The 13,995-nt window shown below is 61.6% G+C and carries 13 protein-coding genes and 1 riboswitch; of the genes, 5 read left to right on the top strand and 8 right to left on the bottom strand.

From position 1 onward, the window contains the following. Positions 1 to 8: 8 nt before the first annotated feature. The gene (locus I6L49_RS16175) at positions 9 to 1,874 is read right to left on the bottom strand and encodes a TonB-dependent receptor (protein ID WP_216949925.1); all 1,866 of its coding nucleotides are present in this window, start codon (positions 1,872 to 1,874) and stop codon (positions 9 to 11) included. Between the two features lie 51 nt (positions 1,875 to 1,925). Further along, a riboswitch (cobalamin riboswitch) is annotated at positions 1,926 to 2,104 on the bottom strand. Between the two features lie 35 nt (positions 2,105 to 2,139). Next, complete coding sequence (locus I6L49_RS16170) at positions 2,140 to 3,042, bottom strand: LysR family transcriptional regulator (protein WP_108613328.1); 903 nt, start codon at positions 3,040 to 3,042, stop codon at positions 2,140 to 2,142. 109 nt (positions 3,043 to 3,151) lie between these two features. On the opposite strand from I6L49_RS16170, the gene I6L49_RS16165 reads away from it, so the two are divergent. The 4 genes from I6L49_RS16165 (at position 3,152) to I6L49_RS16150 (ending at position 6,079) form a co-directional block, all read left to right on the top strand. Beyond that, complete coding sequence (locus I6L49_RS16165; protein WP_184237215.1) at positions 3,152 to 4,078, top strand: sodium-dependent bicarbonate transport family permease; 927 nt, start codon at positions 3,152 to 3,154, stop codon at positions 4,076 to 4,078. Positions 4,079 to 4,082: 4 nt separating this feature from the next. Continuing rightward, complete coding sequence (locus tag I6L49_RS16160; RefSeq protein ID WP_069555083.1) at positions 4,083 to 4,385, top strand: transcriptional regulator; 303 nt, start codon at positions 4,083 to 4,085, stop codon at positions 4,383 to 4,385. 63 nt (positions 4,386 to 4,448) lie between these two features. Then, a complete protein-coding gene (purE, locus tag I6L49_RS16155; RefSeq protein ID WP_201948121.1) occupies positions 4,449 to 4,958 on the top strand; it encodes a 5-(carboxyamino)imidazole ribonucleotide mutase in 510 nt (169 codons plus the stop codon). Next, positions 4,955 to 6,079, top strand: a complete 1,125-nt coding sequence (locus I6L49_RS16150) for a 5-(carboxyamino)imidazole ribonucleotide synthase (RefSeq protein ID WP_216949924.1) — start codon at positions 4,955 to 4,957, stop codon at positions 6,077 to 6,079. The genes purE and I6L49_RS16150 overlap by 4 nt, the downstream gene beginning before the upstream one ends. Positions 6,080 to 6,152: 73 nt before the next feature. Here I6L49_RS16150 and I6L49_RS16145 read toward each other — a convergent pair whose 3' ends face one another. The 6 genes from I6L49_RS16145 to fabV form a co-directional block, all read right to left on the bottom strand. After that, positions 6,153 to 7,349 (bottom strand): MFS transporter, encoded by a 1,197-nt coding sequence (locus tag I6L49_RS16145; protein ID WP_019446255.1) that lies wholly within the window; start codon positions 7,347 to 7,349, stop codon positions 6,153 to 6,155. Between the two features lie 109 nt (positions 7,350 to 7,458). Further along, positions 7,459 to 8,190: a LytTR family DNA-binding domain-containing protein gene (locus I6L49_RS16140; protein WP_033115292.1), complete on the bottom strand. Its 732-nt coding sequence runs from the start codon at positions 8,188 to 8,190 to the stop codon at positions 7,459 to 7,461. Positions 8,191 to 8,236: 46 nt separating this feature from the next. Next, positions 8,237 to 9,910: a sensor histidine kinase gene (locus tag I6L49_RS16135; RefSeq protein ID WP_071914590.1), complete on the bottom strand. Its 1,674-nt coding sequence runs from the start codon at positions 9,908 to 9,910 to the stop codon at positions 8,237 to 8,239. A gap of 77 nt (positions 9,911 to 9,987) precedes the next feature. Further along, the gene (locus I6L49_RS16130) at positions 9,988 to 11,172 is read right to left on the bottom strand and encodes an NAD(P)/FAD-dependent oxidoreductase (protein WP_216951671.1); all 1,185 of its coding nucleotides are present in this window, start codon (positions 11,170 to 11,172) and stop codon (positions 9,988 to 9,990) included. A gap of 150 nt (positions 11,173 to 11,322) precedes the next feature. Then, positions 11,323 to 11,847 (bottom strand): non-heme ferritin, encoded by a 525-nt coding sequence (gene ftnA / locus I6L49_RS16125; RefSeq protein WP_041210835.1) that lies wholly within the window; start codon positions 11,845 to 11,847, stop codon positions 11,323 to 11,325. Between the two features lie 92 nt (positions 11,848 to 11,939). Beyond that, positions 11,940 to 13,127: an enoyl-ACP reductase FabV gene (gene fabV / locus I6L49_RS16120; RefSeq protein ID WP_216949923.1), complete on the bottom strand. Its 1,188-nt coding sequence runs from the start codon at positions 13,125 to 13,127 to the stop codon at positions 11,940 to 11,942. A gap of 401 nt (positions 13,128 to 13,528) precedes the next feature. Between fabV and I6L49_RS16115 the strand changes: the two genes are divergently transcribed. Next, positions 13,529 to 13,966, top strand: coding sequence for a universal stress protein (locus I6L49_RS16115; RefSeq protein WP_005339229.1), 438 nt, complete (start codon positions 13,529 to 13,531; stop codon positions 13,964 to 13,966). The last annotated feature ends 29 nt before the right edge of the window (positions 13,967 to 13,995 follow it).

Genomic DNA, 13,995 nt, shown 5'->3' with positions numbered 1-13,995 from the left:
GGTCCGGCTTAGAGTGAGTAATCCATTGTCACGTAGTAAGCGCGCTCATCGGCAGGGTAACCCACCGCCGTCTGATAGTCCTTGTCCAGCAGGTTGTTGATCTTGCCAGAGACTTTGAGCGCCGGGGTGACCTTGTAGCCGACAGCCAGATTCCACACGCTGTAGCCACCGAGTTTGGTGGTGTTAGCCACATCGCCATAGCGCTCCCCCTGATAGATCCAGCTCAAGGAACCATCAAGCTGCTGCCACTGCGCCTGAGTTACCCATTTGGCACCCTTGCGAGATATCAGCTGCAACTGTTTATCGGTCACCTTGTCTTTGGGGTCCTTGTACTCGGCAGAGACCCGATGGCTCAACCAGCCAGTGTCGAACTCCCCTTCCAGCTCGATCCCTTCAATGCGCGCCTTGCCAACGTTCTGTGGTGTCCACATACCCTGACTGTTGGGTGCCCACTGGATCATCTGTTCGAAGTCGTTGCGATAACCGGTGGCCCGCCACTCCACGCCAGCGGTTTGACCATCCAGCATCAGCTCGCTGCTCTTCGACTCTTCCGGCTTCAGGTCGGGATTGCCAGAGCCCGGATAGTAGAGATCGTTAAAGGTCGGGGCGCGGAAACCGGTACCGTAACGGGCACTCAGGCGGTAATCCTCGACAAAACGCCAGCCTGCGCCGGTTTGCCAGGTGTTGTGGCGACCAAACTGCTCGTTGTCGTCGCTACGGCCGCTCAGCTCGGCCTGCCAGGTCTGGTTGTCAAACTGGGCAAGGGCATAGAGGCCGGTGTTGTCGCGCTCTTTGGCGTCGGATGGATATGTGGCGCCGGAGGAGCGGGAGCGATCATCCAGTCGATCACTCTGCCAATCGGCCCCGCCTCCCAAGGTCCAGCTCTCGTTCAATTTCAAGCTGTTGACCCAGTTCAGGCTGTACTGGCGGGTATAGGTCCGGTTATCAGCCTGATCGCGGCCACTGTTGTCCTGATAGTCGTAAGCATCCTGTTTGGAGAAAGCGCCACGCAGCTCGCTCAGATAGCGGTCGTCGTGATAGCTCGACCCCAGCTGATAGCTCTGGTTTTCAGTCCAGGTTTCGTTGCGCTGATGAGTGGCAGGCCCCCAGGCGGAAGCCGCAGAAGAGCGGTCGTACTGGGCGACATTGCGGAACCAGCGGGTTGTACCGAACAGATCCCAATTGCTGCCGAGCGCCTGCTGGTAGTCCAGCATGGCGTTGTAGCCCTGATGCCCGTGACGATCACCATCGTTGATGCCGGGCAAGGGGTGTACGTTGTAACCCTCTTCATCATCAAAACCGCCAGCCACCTTGAGCTGACCCGCCTCACCGACCTGGCTGGCACTACTGAAAGCGGCCTGACGCTGTTGATGGGAACCAGCACCGATATTGAACTTGTGCTGATTTGTCCCCTTGTCGGGACGGGTAATGATGTTGATCACCCCGCCGATGGCATCAGAACCATAAATGGTGGCGCGCGGGCCGCGGATATACTCGATCCGCTCGACCTGATTGAGTGGCAGATTGTTCAGTTCGGTCATCCCGGCGGTCAGGGAGGCACTACGCACCCCATCCACCAGCACCAGCGTCTGGGAAGAGGTGCCACCACGCACCCGCAGCGAGCTGAGCTGGCCTCGGCCACCATTGCTGACCACTTCCACACCGGGCAGGGTCTTGACCACATCGGTCACGGTCTGGGCTTGCAGGCGATCGATCTCGTCCCGGGTCACCACATTGACCGGGGCAAGCACGCTGGAGGCAGGTTGGGCGACGCGGGTAGCGGTCACCACCATGGTGGGATTGACGGGAATGGTCAGCTGCTGGGCAAACGCCGCCGTCGGCAACAGGGCAGCCGCCAGAAATTTCTTCGACATGAGAGATCCTTAAGTTCGCGTAAGTATCTACTTCGTGGCCGGTTTCTCTCGGCCCGAAATACGAACTCTGGCAGGTCTTCGGGCTCGGGGGCTGATAGCCTACGGCGACGGCTTCCCGCCTGATGGCAGTGCCCTGATGTCGCTTCGTTCCCCCTTACCGCTGCGCGCCAGCTCCGGATTCTCACCGGATTCCCTATTAAGCATGATGCGCCAAAGCGGGAGGATTATAGGCAGAGCAAAGCTGGATGTATAGCCATCCAGATTTCTATTTATTGCCAGCCAGCACCGCCAGCCGCTGTTGGGCTCCCTCCATCACCGCCTGTACCCCGGGATGGGAGAGATGGCGCCCTGCCGAGACCAGATAATAAGAGAGGGTAACGTCGGTGAGGGTCGCAATCCGCTCCACTCCGTAGAGGCGACCAATCTCGTCGGCCATCGCCAGCGGCGCCGGGAAGATCCCCATCCCCGCCTTGCCGAACGACTTCATCAGGGTGGAGTCATCAAACTGCCCCACCAGATGGGGATGAATGCCCTGCTGGCGATACCACGCCAGCAGCCGATCGTGGGTAGCCGACTTCTCCCCGGGGATCAGCAACGGCAGCCCCTCCAGCGAGGCGGGAAAGCCGTCCCGCGCCCGCGCCGCCAGCTCCGGGCTGGCAAACAGCGCCAGCGGGCTGCGCCCCAGCTCGTGGTTATAGCCACGCACGCCGCTGTCGGGAGGGAGCGGGCGATCGATCAGCACCATATCCAGCTTGTGACGGGCCAGTTCGCTGAACAGCTGCTCGGCCCGCTCCTCGTGGCACACCAGCCGTAGCGGCGTCGCCAGCGCCATGGCGGGAGCCAGCAGCTCGAACGCCAGGGTGCGAGGTACCGAATCGGCGATCCCCACCTGCATGGTCAGCTCCTGACTGGCGTGGCGCAGGGTGTGCTCCAGCTCAGCGCCGAGCGAGAAAATCGCCCCCGCCTGCTCCTGCGCCTGCCGTCCGGCGGCGGTCAGCACCAGACGCCGCCCCACCCGGTTGAACAGCGCCACCCCGAGGGACTGCTCCAGCTCTGCAACCTGACCGCTGATGGTCTGCGGCGTGAGATGCAGCTGTTCGGCGGCCTGCGTCACGCTGCCGCTGCGTGCCACATGCCAGAAGTAGTAGAGCTGTTTGTAGTTGAGCATGCCGTTCCCTATCAGTTTTTTCCGAACAACCATCAGCGAGAATCTGATTTTATCGAAACATTGCGAGCTCTAGCATGCAACCATTATCTGAACTGCCCTGCGAGCCATCATGCTGGACGTCGTTGTTCTCTTCTTTCTGTTTGGTCTGCTGGCCGGTCTGGTACGCTCCGAGCTCAAGCTGCCGCCTGCCCTCTACGACACTCTCTCCCTCTTTTTGCTGCTGGCCATCGGCCTCAAGGGCGGCGTCGGTCTGGCCCAGCAATCCCTGCAGCCTCTGCTGCCGCAACTGGCGCTGGTGATCCTGCTGGGCGTGGTGCAGACCCTGCTCGGCTTTGCCGTGCTGCGCCTCCAGATGAACCGGGTGGATGCCGCCGCCACCGCCGCCCACTACGGCTCGGTCAGCGTCGCCACCTTTGCGGTCGGGGTGAACTGGCTCACCGAACGGGGCATCAGCTTTGAATCCCAGCTCTCCATCTTCCTCGCGGTGATGGAGATCCCGGCCATTCTGGTGGGCATAGTGCTGGCCCGCGGCATCAGTCGCGAGACCCGCTGGCGCATGCTGGCCCACGAGACCTTCCTCGGCAAAGGGGTAACCCTGCTGCTCGGCGGCATGGCCATCGGCTATCTGGCCGGGCCGGACGGAATTGCCCCGCTCAAACCGCTGTTTGTCGACCTGTTCAAGGGGGCGCTGGCGCTGTTCCTGCTGGAGATGGGCCTCATCGTCGCCCGCCAGTGTCAGGATCTGCGCCGCCACGGCCTGTTCCTGCTCGGCTTCGCCCTGTTGATGCCGCTCGCCTCAGCGGGACTGGGATTGGCTGCTGGCCAGCTGATGGGGCTCTCCCTCGGCGGCCTGACCCTGCTGGCCACCCTGGCGGCCAGCGCCTCCTATATTGCCGTGCCGGCCACCATGCGCATCGCCGTGCCCCAGGCCAACCCGGGGCTCTCTCTCAGCGCCGTGCTGGGGGTCACCTTCCCGTTCAACATCATGCTGGGGATCCCGCTCTACCACAGCTGGGCCCGCCACTTCACGGAGTAGCCACATGCAGACCGAGACCCGCACCCTGCTGACCATCATCACGGAAGCCAATCTGGAGCCCACCCTGCTGCGCACCCTCACCCGAGAGGGGCTGCGCGGCTACACCATCACGGATGCCCGTGGCCGGGGGGATCATGGCGAGCGCAACGCCAGCTGGAGCGAGAGCGGCAACATCAGGCTGGAGGCGATCTGCAACCGGGAGCAGGCGGAGCGGCTGCTGGCCCACCTGCAGAGTCGTTACTACCCCGATTACGCCATGATCGCCTTTCTGCAACCGGTCGAAATCGTGCGACCCGAGAAATTCTGAGCCGGCTTGCCGGCTCTTTTTGTTTACCAAAAGCAAACGTTTAACAACAAGGATTCAGAGAAAATGAACACCCCTCCCCTGATCAGCCTGGTAATGGGCTCCGACTCCGACTGGCCCGTGCTGCAGGCTGCAGCCCGCATCCTCAAGGAGCACGGCGTACCCTACGAGGCGCAGGTGGTCTCGGCCCATCGCACCCCGGATCTGCTGTTCGAGTATGCCGCCACTGCCCGCGAGCGCGGCCTGCGCGCCATCATCGCCGGAGCCGGTGGCGCCGCTCACCTGCCGGGTATGGTCGCCGCCAAGACCACATTGCCGGTGCTGGGGGTGCCCATCCCCTCCCGCCATCTCAAGGGAATGGACTCCCTGCTCTCCATCGTGCAGATGCCCAAAGGGGTACCGGTCGCCACCTTCGCCATCGGCGAGGCGGGGGCTGCCAACGCAGCCCTGTTTGCGGTCTCTCTGCTCTCCGTTGCACAAGACGGCGACGCCCCCCGCTACCGGCAGCAGCTCGACGACTTCCGCACCCGCGAGCGAGATCGGGTGCTGGCACTGCAACTGGAGGAGCCGACATGATCCTGCCACCCGCCACCCTCGGCATGCTGGGGGGCGGCCAGCTCGGCCGCTACTTCGTGATGGCCGCCCATCGGCTCGGCTACAAGGTGGTGGTGCTGGATCCCGATCCAGCCAGCATCGCCGGTGCCGCCGCCGATCACCATATTGTCGCCCCCTATGACGACCAGACCGCTCTGCACGAACTGGCCAGCCGCTGCGAGGCCATCAGCTGCGAGTTCGAGAACGTGCCCGCCGCCACCCTCGCCCTGCTCGAAAAACACAAGCCGGTACGCCCGGCCGCCAGCGCGATGCGTATCTGTCAGGATCGCCGCGAGGAGAAAGCCTTTCTGCGTGGAGCTGACATCCCGGTCGCCCCCTATCTGGCGCTACTGCCGGAAACGCCCATCCCCGCACAGGCCAGCGAACTCCTCCCCGCCATTCTCAAGACGGCCCGCGAGGGGTACGACGGCAAGGGGCAGTGGCAAGTGAACAATCTAGATGAGCTGGCGACGGCGCTGGCAGCCAGTGGCGTGCCCTGTGTGCTGGAAAAACGGCTGGCGCTGGAGGGGGAGTTTGCCCTGACCCTGGCCCGCAGCCCGAGCGGCGCCATCAGCGCCCTGCCACTGGTGCAGAACTGGCACAGCGGCGGCATTCTCGATCAGACTCGCTCCCCGGCCAAGGTGCCGGCGCAGGAGCGCGAAGCCAAAGCAATAGCCGAGCGGCTGATCACCGCCCTCGACTACATCGGTGTGCTGACGGTGGAGTTCTTTCTGGTGGAAGGCCGACTGCTGGTCAACGAGCTGGCGCCCCGCCCCCACAATTCGGGTCACCCCAGTCTCGACAACGCTGCATGCAGCCAGTTCGAACTGCAGGTGCGGGCCCTGTGCGATCTGCCGCTGCCGGAGCAGATCGCCGTGCACCCCGCCCTGTTAATCAACCTTCTGGGGGCTCTCTGGCAAAACGGCACCCCCGACTGGGCAGCTCTGCTGGCACTGCCCGGCCTGCATCTGCACCTCTACGGCAAGGGCGAACCCCGCTCCGGCCGCAAGATGGGCCATATCACGGTGACCGGTGACGACTGGCCAATGGTGGAGGAGAGCTGCCGCAAGGCCCGCCAGCTGCTGGGGCTGGCGCCACGCTGATCGAGCATCGGAAATGCAAAGACCCGGGCATGGCCCGGGTCTCTGCTTTTGCTTGCTGTGGCAGGGATCCTTGTCAGGCCCGTTCGGTGGTCAGCGCCACGGGAGCCGGCAGACGGATAGTGAGGGAGAGCACCAGCGCCACCACCAGCAACACCAGGATCAGGTGGAAGGTCGCCATAAAGCCGCCAAACAGGGAGGCCACGATGGAGCCGATGATGCTGCCCAGACCAAAGCCCAGATAGATAACGCCGTAGTTCTTGGTCAGGTTGTTGAGACCGAAGAAGTCGCTCACCAGCGAGGGGTAGACGGTGATGGTGCCGCCGAAGCTGAAGGCCACACAGGCAACCGCCACGAAGAACAGATTGGCATTGAGCGGTACGAACAGCAGCAGCGCCATGCCCGCCAGGGTAATCAGCTGAGCGATGGTGATGACCCGGATGCGGGACATCTTGTCAGAGAGAATGCCCAGTACCAGACGGCCACCCAGGTTGGCCATGGCGATGATGGCAACGGCGTTGGCGGCGACCACGGCCGGCAGACCCACCATCTTCTCGCCGATATCCTTGGCCACGCCGATGACGTAGAGGCCGCTCATGCAGGCGGTGAGGAACATCAGCGCCAGCATCCAGTACTGCGGCTTGCGCATCGCCTCGGCCAGAGTGAAGTCACGGCTCTCGCTCTGCTGCACAGAGGCGGCCTGCTTGGGCGCATCCTTCATCAGCATGCCGCCCACCAGCACCATGGACATGGCGATCAGCCCCCACAGCTGGAAGGTGGTCTCAAGGCCGGAGCTGGAGAGCAGCAGCAGGTTGATGTATTTGAAACCGAGACTGCCGAGGCCATAGGCACCGATGGAACAGGCGGAGATCAGCCCCTTGCGCTCCGGGAACCACTTCACGCAGTTGGAGAGGGTCATCAGGTAGCCGGTGCCGTCGGCAAAACCGACCAGAATACCCGCGCAGAGGTAGAGCATCGCCAGATTGCTGGCATGAGCGGTGAGGAAGAAACCGATGCCGAGCAGCACGCCGGCGCCCAGGGTCACGTTGCGCACACCGAACCGCTCCTGCAGCTTGCCCGCCATGGAGGAGGCGACCGCCAGCGACAGGCTGAGCAGGCCGAAGGCGAAAGCGACCTGACTCACCGGCTCGTCCAGCTTGTCGGAGAGCTGGGCGTTGAACAGGCTCCAGGTATAGACAGAACCCAGTGCAAACTGGGTGATGATGGTACCGATCAGTGTCAGGTACCGGGTGCGATTCATCTCTTTGGTCATGATGCGTCTCGGTCGATGGCCTTAAGGAAATTGAGGCCACTATAGGCAAGACGCAGCTCGCGCCGATCGATTAAGGCATGAAATGCAGATCGGCGGGAATGAATGACAATCAGAGCCGCATCAGCTGACGGAACGCCTTGATGTTGCTGCGACTGACCGGCACCTCGAACGGCAGATCATGGAGCCGGATGAGATAGGTGCTGTTAAACCAGGGGACGATTTCGCGGATTTTGTTGATGTTGACGCAGTAGGAGCGGTGACAACGGAAGAAGCCCTCGGCAGGCAGCCGGCTGACAAACTCGCTGATGGTCATGGTCATCACGTAGCGGTCATCGCGGGTATAGACATAGGTGAGCTTCTCGTCGGCTTCCGCGTAGTAGATCTGCTCGCAGGGGGTGACGATGATGCGCTCCCCCTTCACCAGATTGACGGTGCGATTCTGCGCTGCCCCCGGCTCGCTCCCCTGCCCCGCCTGCGACTTGCCCGCCTGCTCCAGCTTTTGCAGCAGGCTGATGAGGCGCGGCTCGTTGTAGGGCTTGAGGATGTAATCGAATGCCTCCAGCTCGAACGCCTCCACCGCAAACTCCTTGTAGGCGGTGACGAAGACGATGTGGGGCGGGTGACTCGACTTGTGCAGGTTCTTGGCCAGCAGCAGACCGTCGATGGAGGGGATCTGGATATCCAGAAACACCACGTCCACCTCGTGATCCTGCAGATATTTGAACGCCTCCAGCCCATCCTCGAAGCTCGCCACTATCTCGATCTGGCTGTGCTGATTCACCAGATAGATGAGCTCCTCGCGAGCCAGATACTCGTCTTCCACAATGATCGCTTTCAGCATGACAACACCTCTCGCAGCACACACTTATCCTCAACCATGATGGCTCTCAGCATGGCATCGACTCCTGATCCGGCAGATAGAAACTCACTTCGGTACCCGGTTCCAGCCGTTTGAGGTGCAGGCCGTCGCCATAGAGCAGCTTGACCCGCTGATGCACGTTCATCAGGCCGATGCTGCGGCTCTCCACCCGCCCGGCGGCCACCCCGTCGATCACCTCCTGACTGATGCCGTAGCCGGTGTCCCGCACCGCTACCCGGATGCCGCCCGCCAGCTGCTTCACCTCGATGGTGACCCGACCCGGCGCACTGCGGGGCTGGATGCCGTGCAGGATGGCGTTTTCCACCAGCGGCTGCAACAACAGGCTCGGCACCTCGATATGCACATCATCCACATCGAACACCACCTCCAGCTTGTCGCCAAAGCGGGCCTGCTCGATGGCCACGTAGTCGCGTACCTGCTGCAACTCCTCCTTGATGTCGATGAGGGTGTCACCCTTGTTGAGGTTGTAGCGCAGGTAATCCGCCAGATTGGCGATGAGCTGGCGCGCCTGCTGGGGCCGGATGCGGATCAGCGACGAGATGGCGTTGAGGGCATTGAACAGGAAGTGCGGGTTGATCTTGCTCTGCAGGGCGGTGAACTCCGCCTTGCGGGTCATCTCTTTCAACTGCTCGATGCGCGACACCTCCATCTGGGTGGAGATGAGCTGGGAGAGGCCAACCGCCATCTCCCGCAGCGAACTGGTGATGCTGTGGGTGCGGCGGTAGTAGATCTTGAGGGTGCCGCTCACCGAGCCGTTTTCCCGCAGCGGAATAATGATGACCGAGTGGAAGTCGGCCAGATGGTACTGGCGCAGATCGTTGTTGATGATGATCTGGTCGAGCAGCACCGCCTGCTGGGTCATGCCGCTGATGGCGTGGTGCTCCTCCAGCTCGTAGTAATCCTTGCCCACCCCGACATAGGCCAGCACGTCGCGGGTGTCGGTGATGGCTACCGCGTCGGCACTGATCTCGCTGCGAATGATGGCGCAGACCTGACTCAGGGAGTGGCGGTCGATGTTCTGGAAGAAGGGCAGCGTCTTGTTGGCGATATCCAGCGCCAGCTTGGCCTGCTTGGCGGCAATCAGCTCCTTCTCGTCATCCAGATCCTGCACCAGCTTGATGATGAGACCAATGCAGAGCGCCCCGGCGATCATCGGGTAAGCGATATGGCTGACGATCTCGACCCCCACCTCGTGCGGCTCGGTCAGCAGCCAGATCAGCAGCATGGTGAGCCCTTCACAGAGCATTCCCGCCAGAATGCCGTAGAGCCATAGCCGCGACTTGCGGCAGCGCAGGTGCAGCCAGGTGGCGAGCAGGCCGGCGATGATGCTGGCGATGAGGCACGGGATCGAGGTGTGGCCATCCATGTCGATGAGATAGCGATGCAAACCGGAGATAACCCCGGCCGGAATGCCGACCCAGGGGCCAAACAGAATGCCGCCGGAGATAATGGCGATGATCCGCACGTTGACCAGCGCCCCCTCCACCGGAATGCCGGTGTAGGTACTGAACACCGCAAACAGACAGAAGATGGTGGCAACCAGCACCCGCTCTGCCGGGGTGTGATCCTGTTTCTGGAACAGCCGCTGGAACGGCCGGGTACGGGTCAGGAAGAAGAGGGTCATCAGCATCAGCGCCGCCCGTTCGAACACCGCCAGCAGCATCATCTGATTTTCAAGCATCCAGACCCCCTATTGTCACTCGTTCAATCCGCAACCATCACCAAAAACCGGGGCCGGATAAACCAGCCCCAGCGACATCAACAATATTGGCCAGCTACCCAGCCGGAGGACCAGGCCCACTGGAAGTTGTAGCCACCGAGCCAGCCGGTCACATCCACTACCTCGCCGATGAAGTAGAGGCCGGGCACCTTGCGCGCCTCCATGGTCTTGGAGGAGAGCTCGTTGGTATCGACGCCGCCCAGGGTCACTTCGGCGGTGCGATACCCCTCGGTGCCGTTGGGCAGGATCTGCCAGTCACCCAGCAGGTTGGCGATCGCCTCAAGTTCCCGTTCGTTGTACTGGCGCATCGGCTTGCTAACCAGCTGACCCAACTCCACCAGCTTGTCGACGAAGCGCTTGGGCAGCTCGCGCCCCAGCACGGTTTTCAGCTCCTGCGCCGGATGCGCCAGCGCCCATTCGCGCAGGGCAGCCGGAATATCCAGCTCAGGCAGCAGGTTGATGTGGATCTTCTCGCCGGCGTGCCAGTAGGAGGAGATCTGCAGGATGACGGGGCCGGAGAGGCCGCGATGGGTGAACAGCATCGCCTCCTTGAAGCGGGTGCCATCCTCGGCGGTCACCGCGACCGGCAGGCTGATGCCCGCCAGATCGGCGAAGGCCTCTTTCTCCGCCTGATGGAGGGTAAAGGGCACCAGACCGGCGCGGGTCGGAATGACCTTGAGGCCAAACTGCTCCGCCAGCTTGAAGCCGTATGGGGTCGCCCCCAGCTTGGGCATGGAGAGGCCGCCGGTGGCGATGACCAGCGAGTGACAGCCGATCTCCCCCTTGCTGGTCGTCAGCACGAAGCACTCGTCCTGCTTGCTGACGGTGAGGATCTCGGTCTGGAACTGCAGGGTCACCCCGGCCCAGTCGCACTCGGTAAGCAGCGCATCAACGATCTCCTTGGCGCTCTCGAGACAGAACAGCTGCCCCAGGGTGCGCTCGTGATAGTTGACCCCGTGGCGATCCACCAGATCGATGAAATCCTGCTGGGTGTAGCGAGCCAGTGCCGACTTGCTGAAGTGGGGATTCTCCGACAGGTAGGCGTGAGCGCCAGCCTGATGGTTGGTGAAGTTGCAGCGACCACCGCCACTGATGAGGATCTTGCGGCCCGGTTTCTTGGCATTGTCGAGCGCCAGCACCGAGCGACCCCGATAGCCCGCCTGCGCCGCACACATCAATCCGGCCGCACCGGCCCCGATCACCACCACATCGACCTGCTTCATCATCACTCACTTATCCAAATAGAAACGGCACCTGGCCAGAACCAAGATTGCCTCTGGCGGAACACAACCATAGTGGCTGCCCACCAGAATAAACAACGGCCCTTAAAAGGGCCGTTATTGTACTGGCTGAACACTAAGTGTCCACGACTATCAGGCGTTGCTGTCCATGATGCTGGCCGGGGCGCCCTTGGCCAGTTCGGCCAGCTCCTTGTCGATGAAGTAGAGGCCCTTGCCATCTTCCCCCACCAGACCGAGACGGTCGACGATGCTCTTGAACAGCTTCTCCTCTTCATGCTGCTCGGCCACATACCACTGCAGGAAGTTGAAGGTGGAGTAGTCCTGAGTGGTGAAGGCTACGTGAGCCAGACCATTGATGCACTTGGTGATGTGGTACTCGTGCTCCAGGGTGGTACGGAACACGTCGCCCAGCGACTTGAACTCGTGGGGAGGGGCATCGATGGCACCCAGCTTGGGCATGGCACCGGTCTCGCTCACATAGGTGAACAGGCGCTCCATATGCTGGCGCTCCTCGACGGCGTGCTGGCGCAGGAAGGTGGCAGCCCCCTCGAAACCCTTGTCTTCACACCAGGCGCTCATCTGCAGATAGAGATTGGAGGAGTAGAACTCCAGGTTAATCTGCTCGTTCAACTTCTCGATCATGGCTTTGGCCAACATCTTGTTTCTCCTCAGTGATTTGGTATCGATTGTCGCCACACTCCGGCCATGAATCAACCCGCCAGAGAGAGGGGGATCCCGTTCCTGCCGACTCAAGGTGTCAGCTCGCCAAGGGAGGCGACATCCACCGGCGCACCGTAATCGACGCCCGGCAACTCGAAGCCGTTGAGCTGCATGAAATCCTGTCGCAGCCCGGCAAAATCCCCCAGCCCGTGGAAGTTGTCCGGTGTCACCTTGGGCCAGAGCGCCGAAACGGCGGCCTGAATGGCCGGGTCGAGCTCGTGGTCATCCATCCGGATCAGCCGGTTACCATCGGCCACCACCCCATTGGGCCCGTACATCTTGGCGGCGAACAGTCGCTGCATCTGCTCAATGCAGCCTTCGTGCACACCGCGCTCCTTCATTACCCCCATCAGCAGGCCCAGATAGACCGGCAGCACCGGGATATAGGCGCTCGCCTTGGTCACCAGCGCCTTGCAGACCGACACCCAGGCGTGACCACCAATCTCGGCCAGCTGCAGGTTGATGGTCTCGGCGGTGGCGTGCAGATGCTCCTTGGCATAACCGATGGTGCCATCCCGATAGAGGGGATAGGTGGATTCCGGGCCGATATAGGAGTAAGCGACGGTTTGCGCACCGGGGGCAAGACAATCGGTCTGCTGCAACGCCTGCATCCAGAGCTGCCAATCCTCGCCCCCCATCACGGTGACGGTGTCGCGGATCTCCTCCGGCGTTGCTGGTGCCAGCGACTGCTGCACCAGGGTATCGCGCTCCAGATCCAACCCCCAACCGCTGAACGGCTGGCCGGTGGTCTTGAGCACCGAACGCACCTGCGTGCCATCGGGCAGCACCCGGATGCCGCTCGCGAGCGAATAGATCACCAGATCCACCTGCCCAAGCTGCTGGCGGATGGTGTCGATGGCCTGCTGGCGCATGCCGTCGGAGAAGGCATCACCGATCAGGTTGATGGCGATACGCCCCTCCTGCTCCGCCTCCTTGCGAAACCAGATGTTGTTGTACCAACCGGCGCTGCCCAATCCTTTGTCGGAAGAGCCACGCTCGAAGGAGATGCCGATGGTGTCGGCACCGGCACCGAAGGCGAGTGCAATGCGCGACGCCAGTCCAAACCCGGAGGAGGCACCCAGCACCAGCACCCGCTTGGGGCCGTTGAACGGGCCAGCAGCCTTGATCCGTTCGATCTGCTGCTGCACTGCGGCGCGACAGCCGATAGGGTGACAGTTGCGGGCAACACAACCTTGAATCTGGGGATGAATGATCATGGGAAGGCCTCCAAAGAAACTGGCTACAGCATAACCAAATCGAAGGAGATTAACTTGATGCCGGATCGCTATCAGTCAGAAAAGCGGCAAGAAATGAGGCAGAAAAACAAAAGGGAGCACGTGGCTCCCCAAAGCGGTATTCAGATGCTTTTTGTTGTTTTGTGTTCATTGCGAAGCACGGGCCCATCCTATGCCTCTCCCCCCAGATCGGCAAGCCGAGGGGTGTGACCGGCGTCAAACTATTGTTTAATTTATAGGCGAATAGTGGTTAATAACTGAGTGGCTGACCCTGTGTCACACGTCATTAAACTCATTTAAATCCCAAAACTGTGCCTGAGGCACCATTTTAGTTTCAGCAGAGATTGGTATAGTGGGCTGAAGGATCGGTAAGGAGAACCCCCATGAGTGGAACAACCTATTACAAGCATATTCTGGCTGCGATCGACCTCTCTGAAGATAACCGCAAGGTGATCGACAAGGCGGTGGACAGAGCCCGCTCCAACGGCGCCAAGCTGTCGGTTATCCATGTCGATGTGGACCTCAAGGATCTCTACACCGAGATGATCGATATCGACATCGACAACGTGCAGGATCAGGTGATCGCCGAAGCGAAAGAGAAGCTGGAGGCATTTCTGGCCTCGGTGGACTATCCCATCGAGAAGAAGCTGGTGATCTGCGGCGATCTGAGCGAGCGGGTCAATCAGGCAGTCAAGGAGTACGAGATCGACCTGCTGGTGTGCGGCCATCGCCAGAGCTTCTGGAGCCTGCTCACCTCCAGCGCCCGTCAGCTGATGAATACGGTGCCCTGCGATCTGCTGGTCGTCCCCTTGCAGAAGTAATGAAACCGGCGTAGTTTGATTTGCTATGA

It is taken from the genome of Aeromonas sp. FDAARGOS 1419 (assembly GCF_019047045.1).
In the GTDB taxonomy this organism is placed as follows: Bacteria; Pseudomonadota; Gammaproteobacteria; order Enterobacterales; family Aeromonadaceae; genus Aeromonas; species Aeromonas veronii.
Note: the sequence above shows the minus strand (reverse complement) of the source record. Positions and strands in the feature narration are given on the sequence as shown.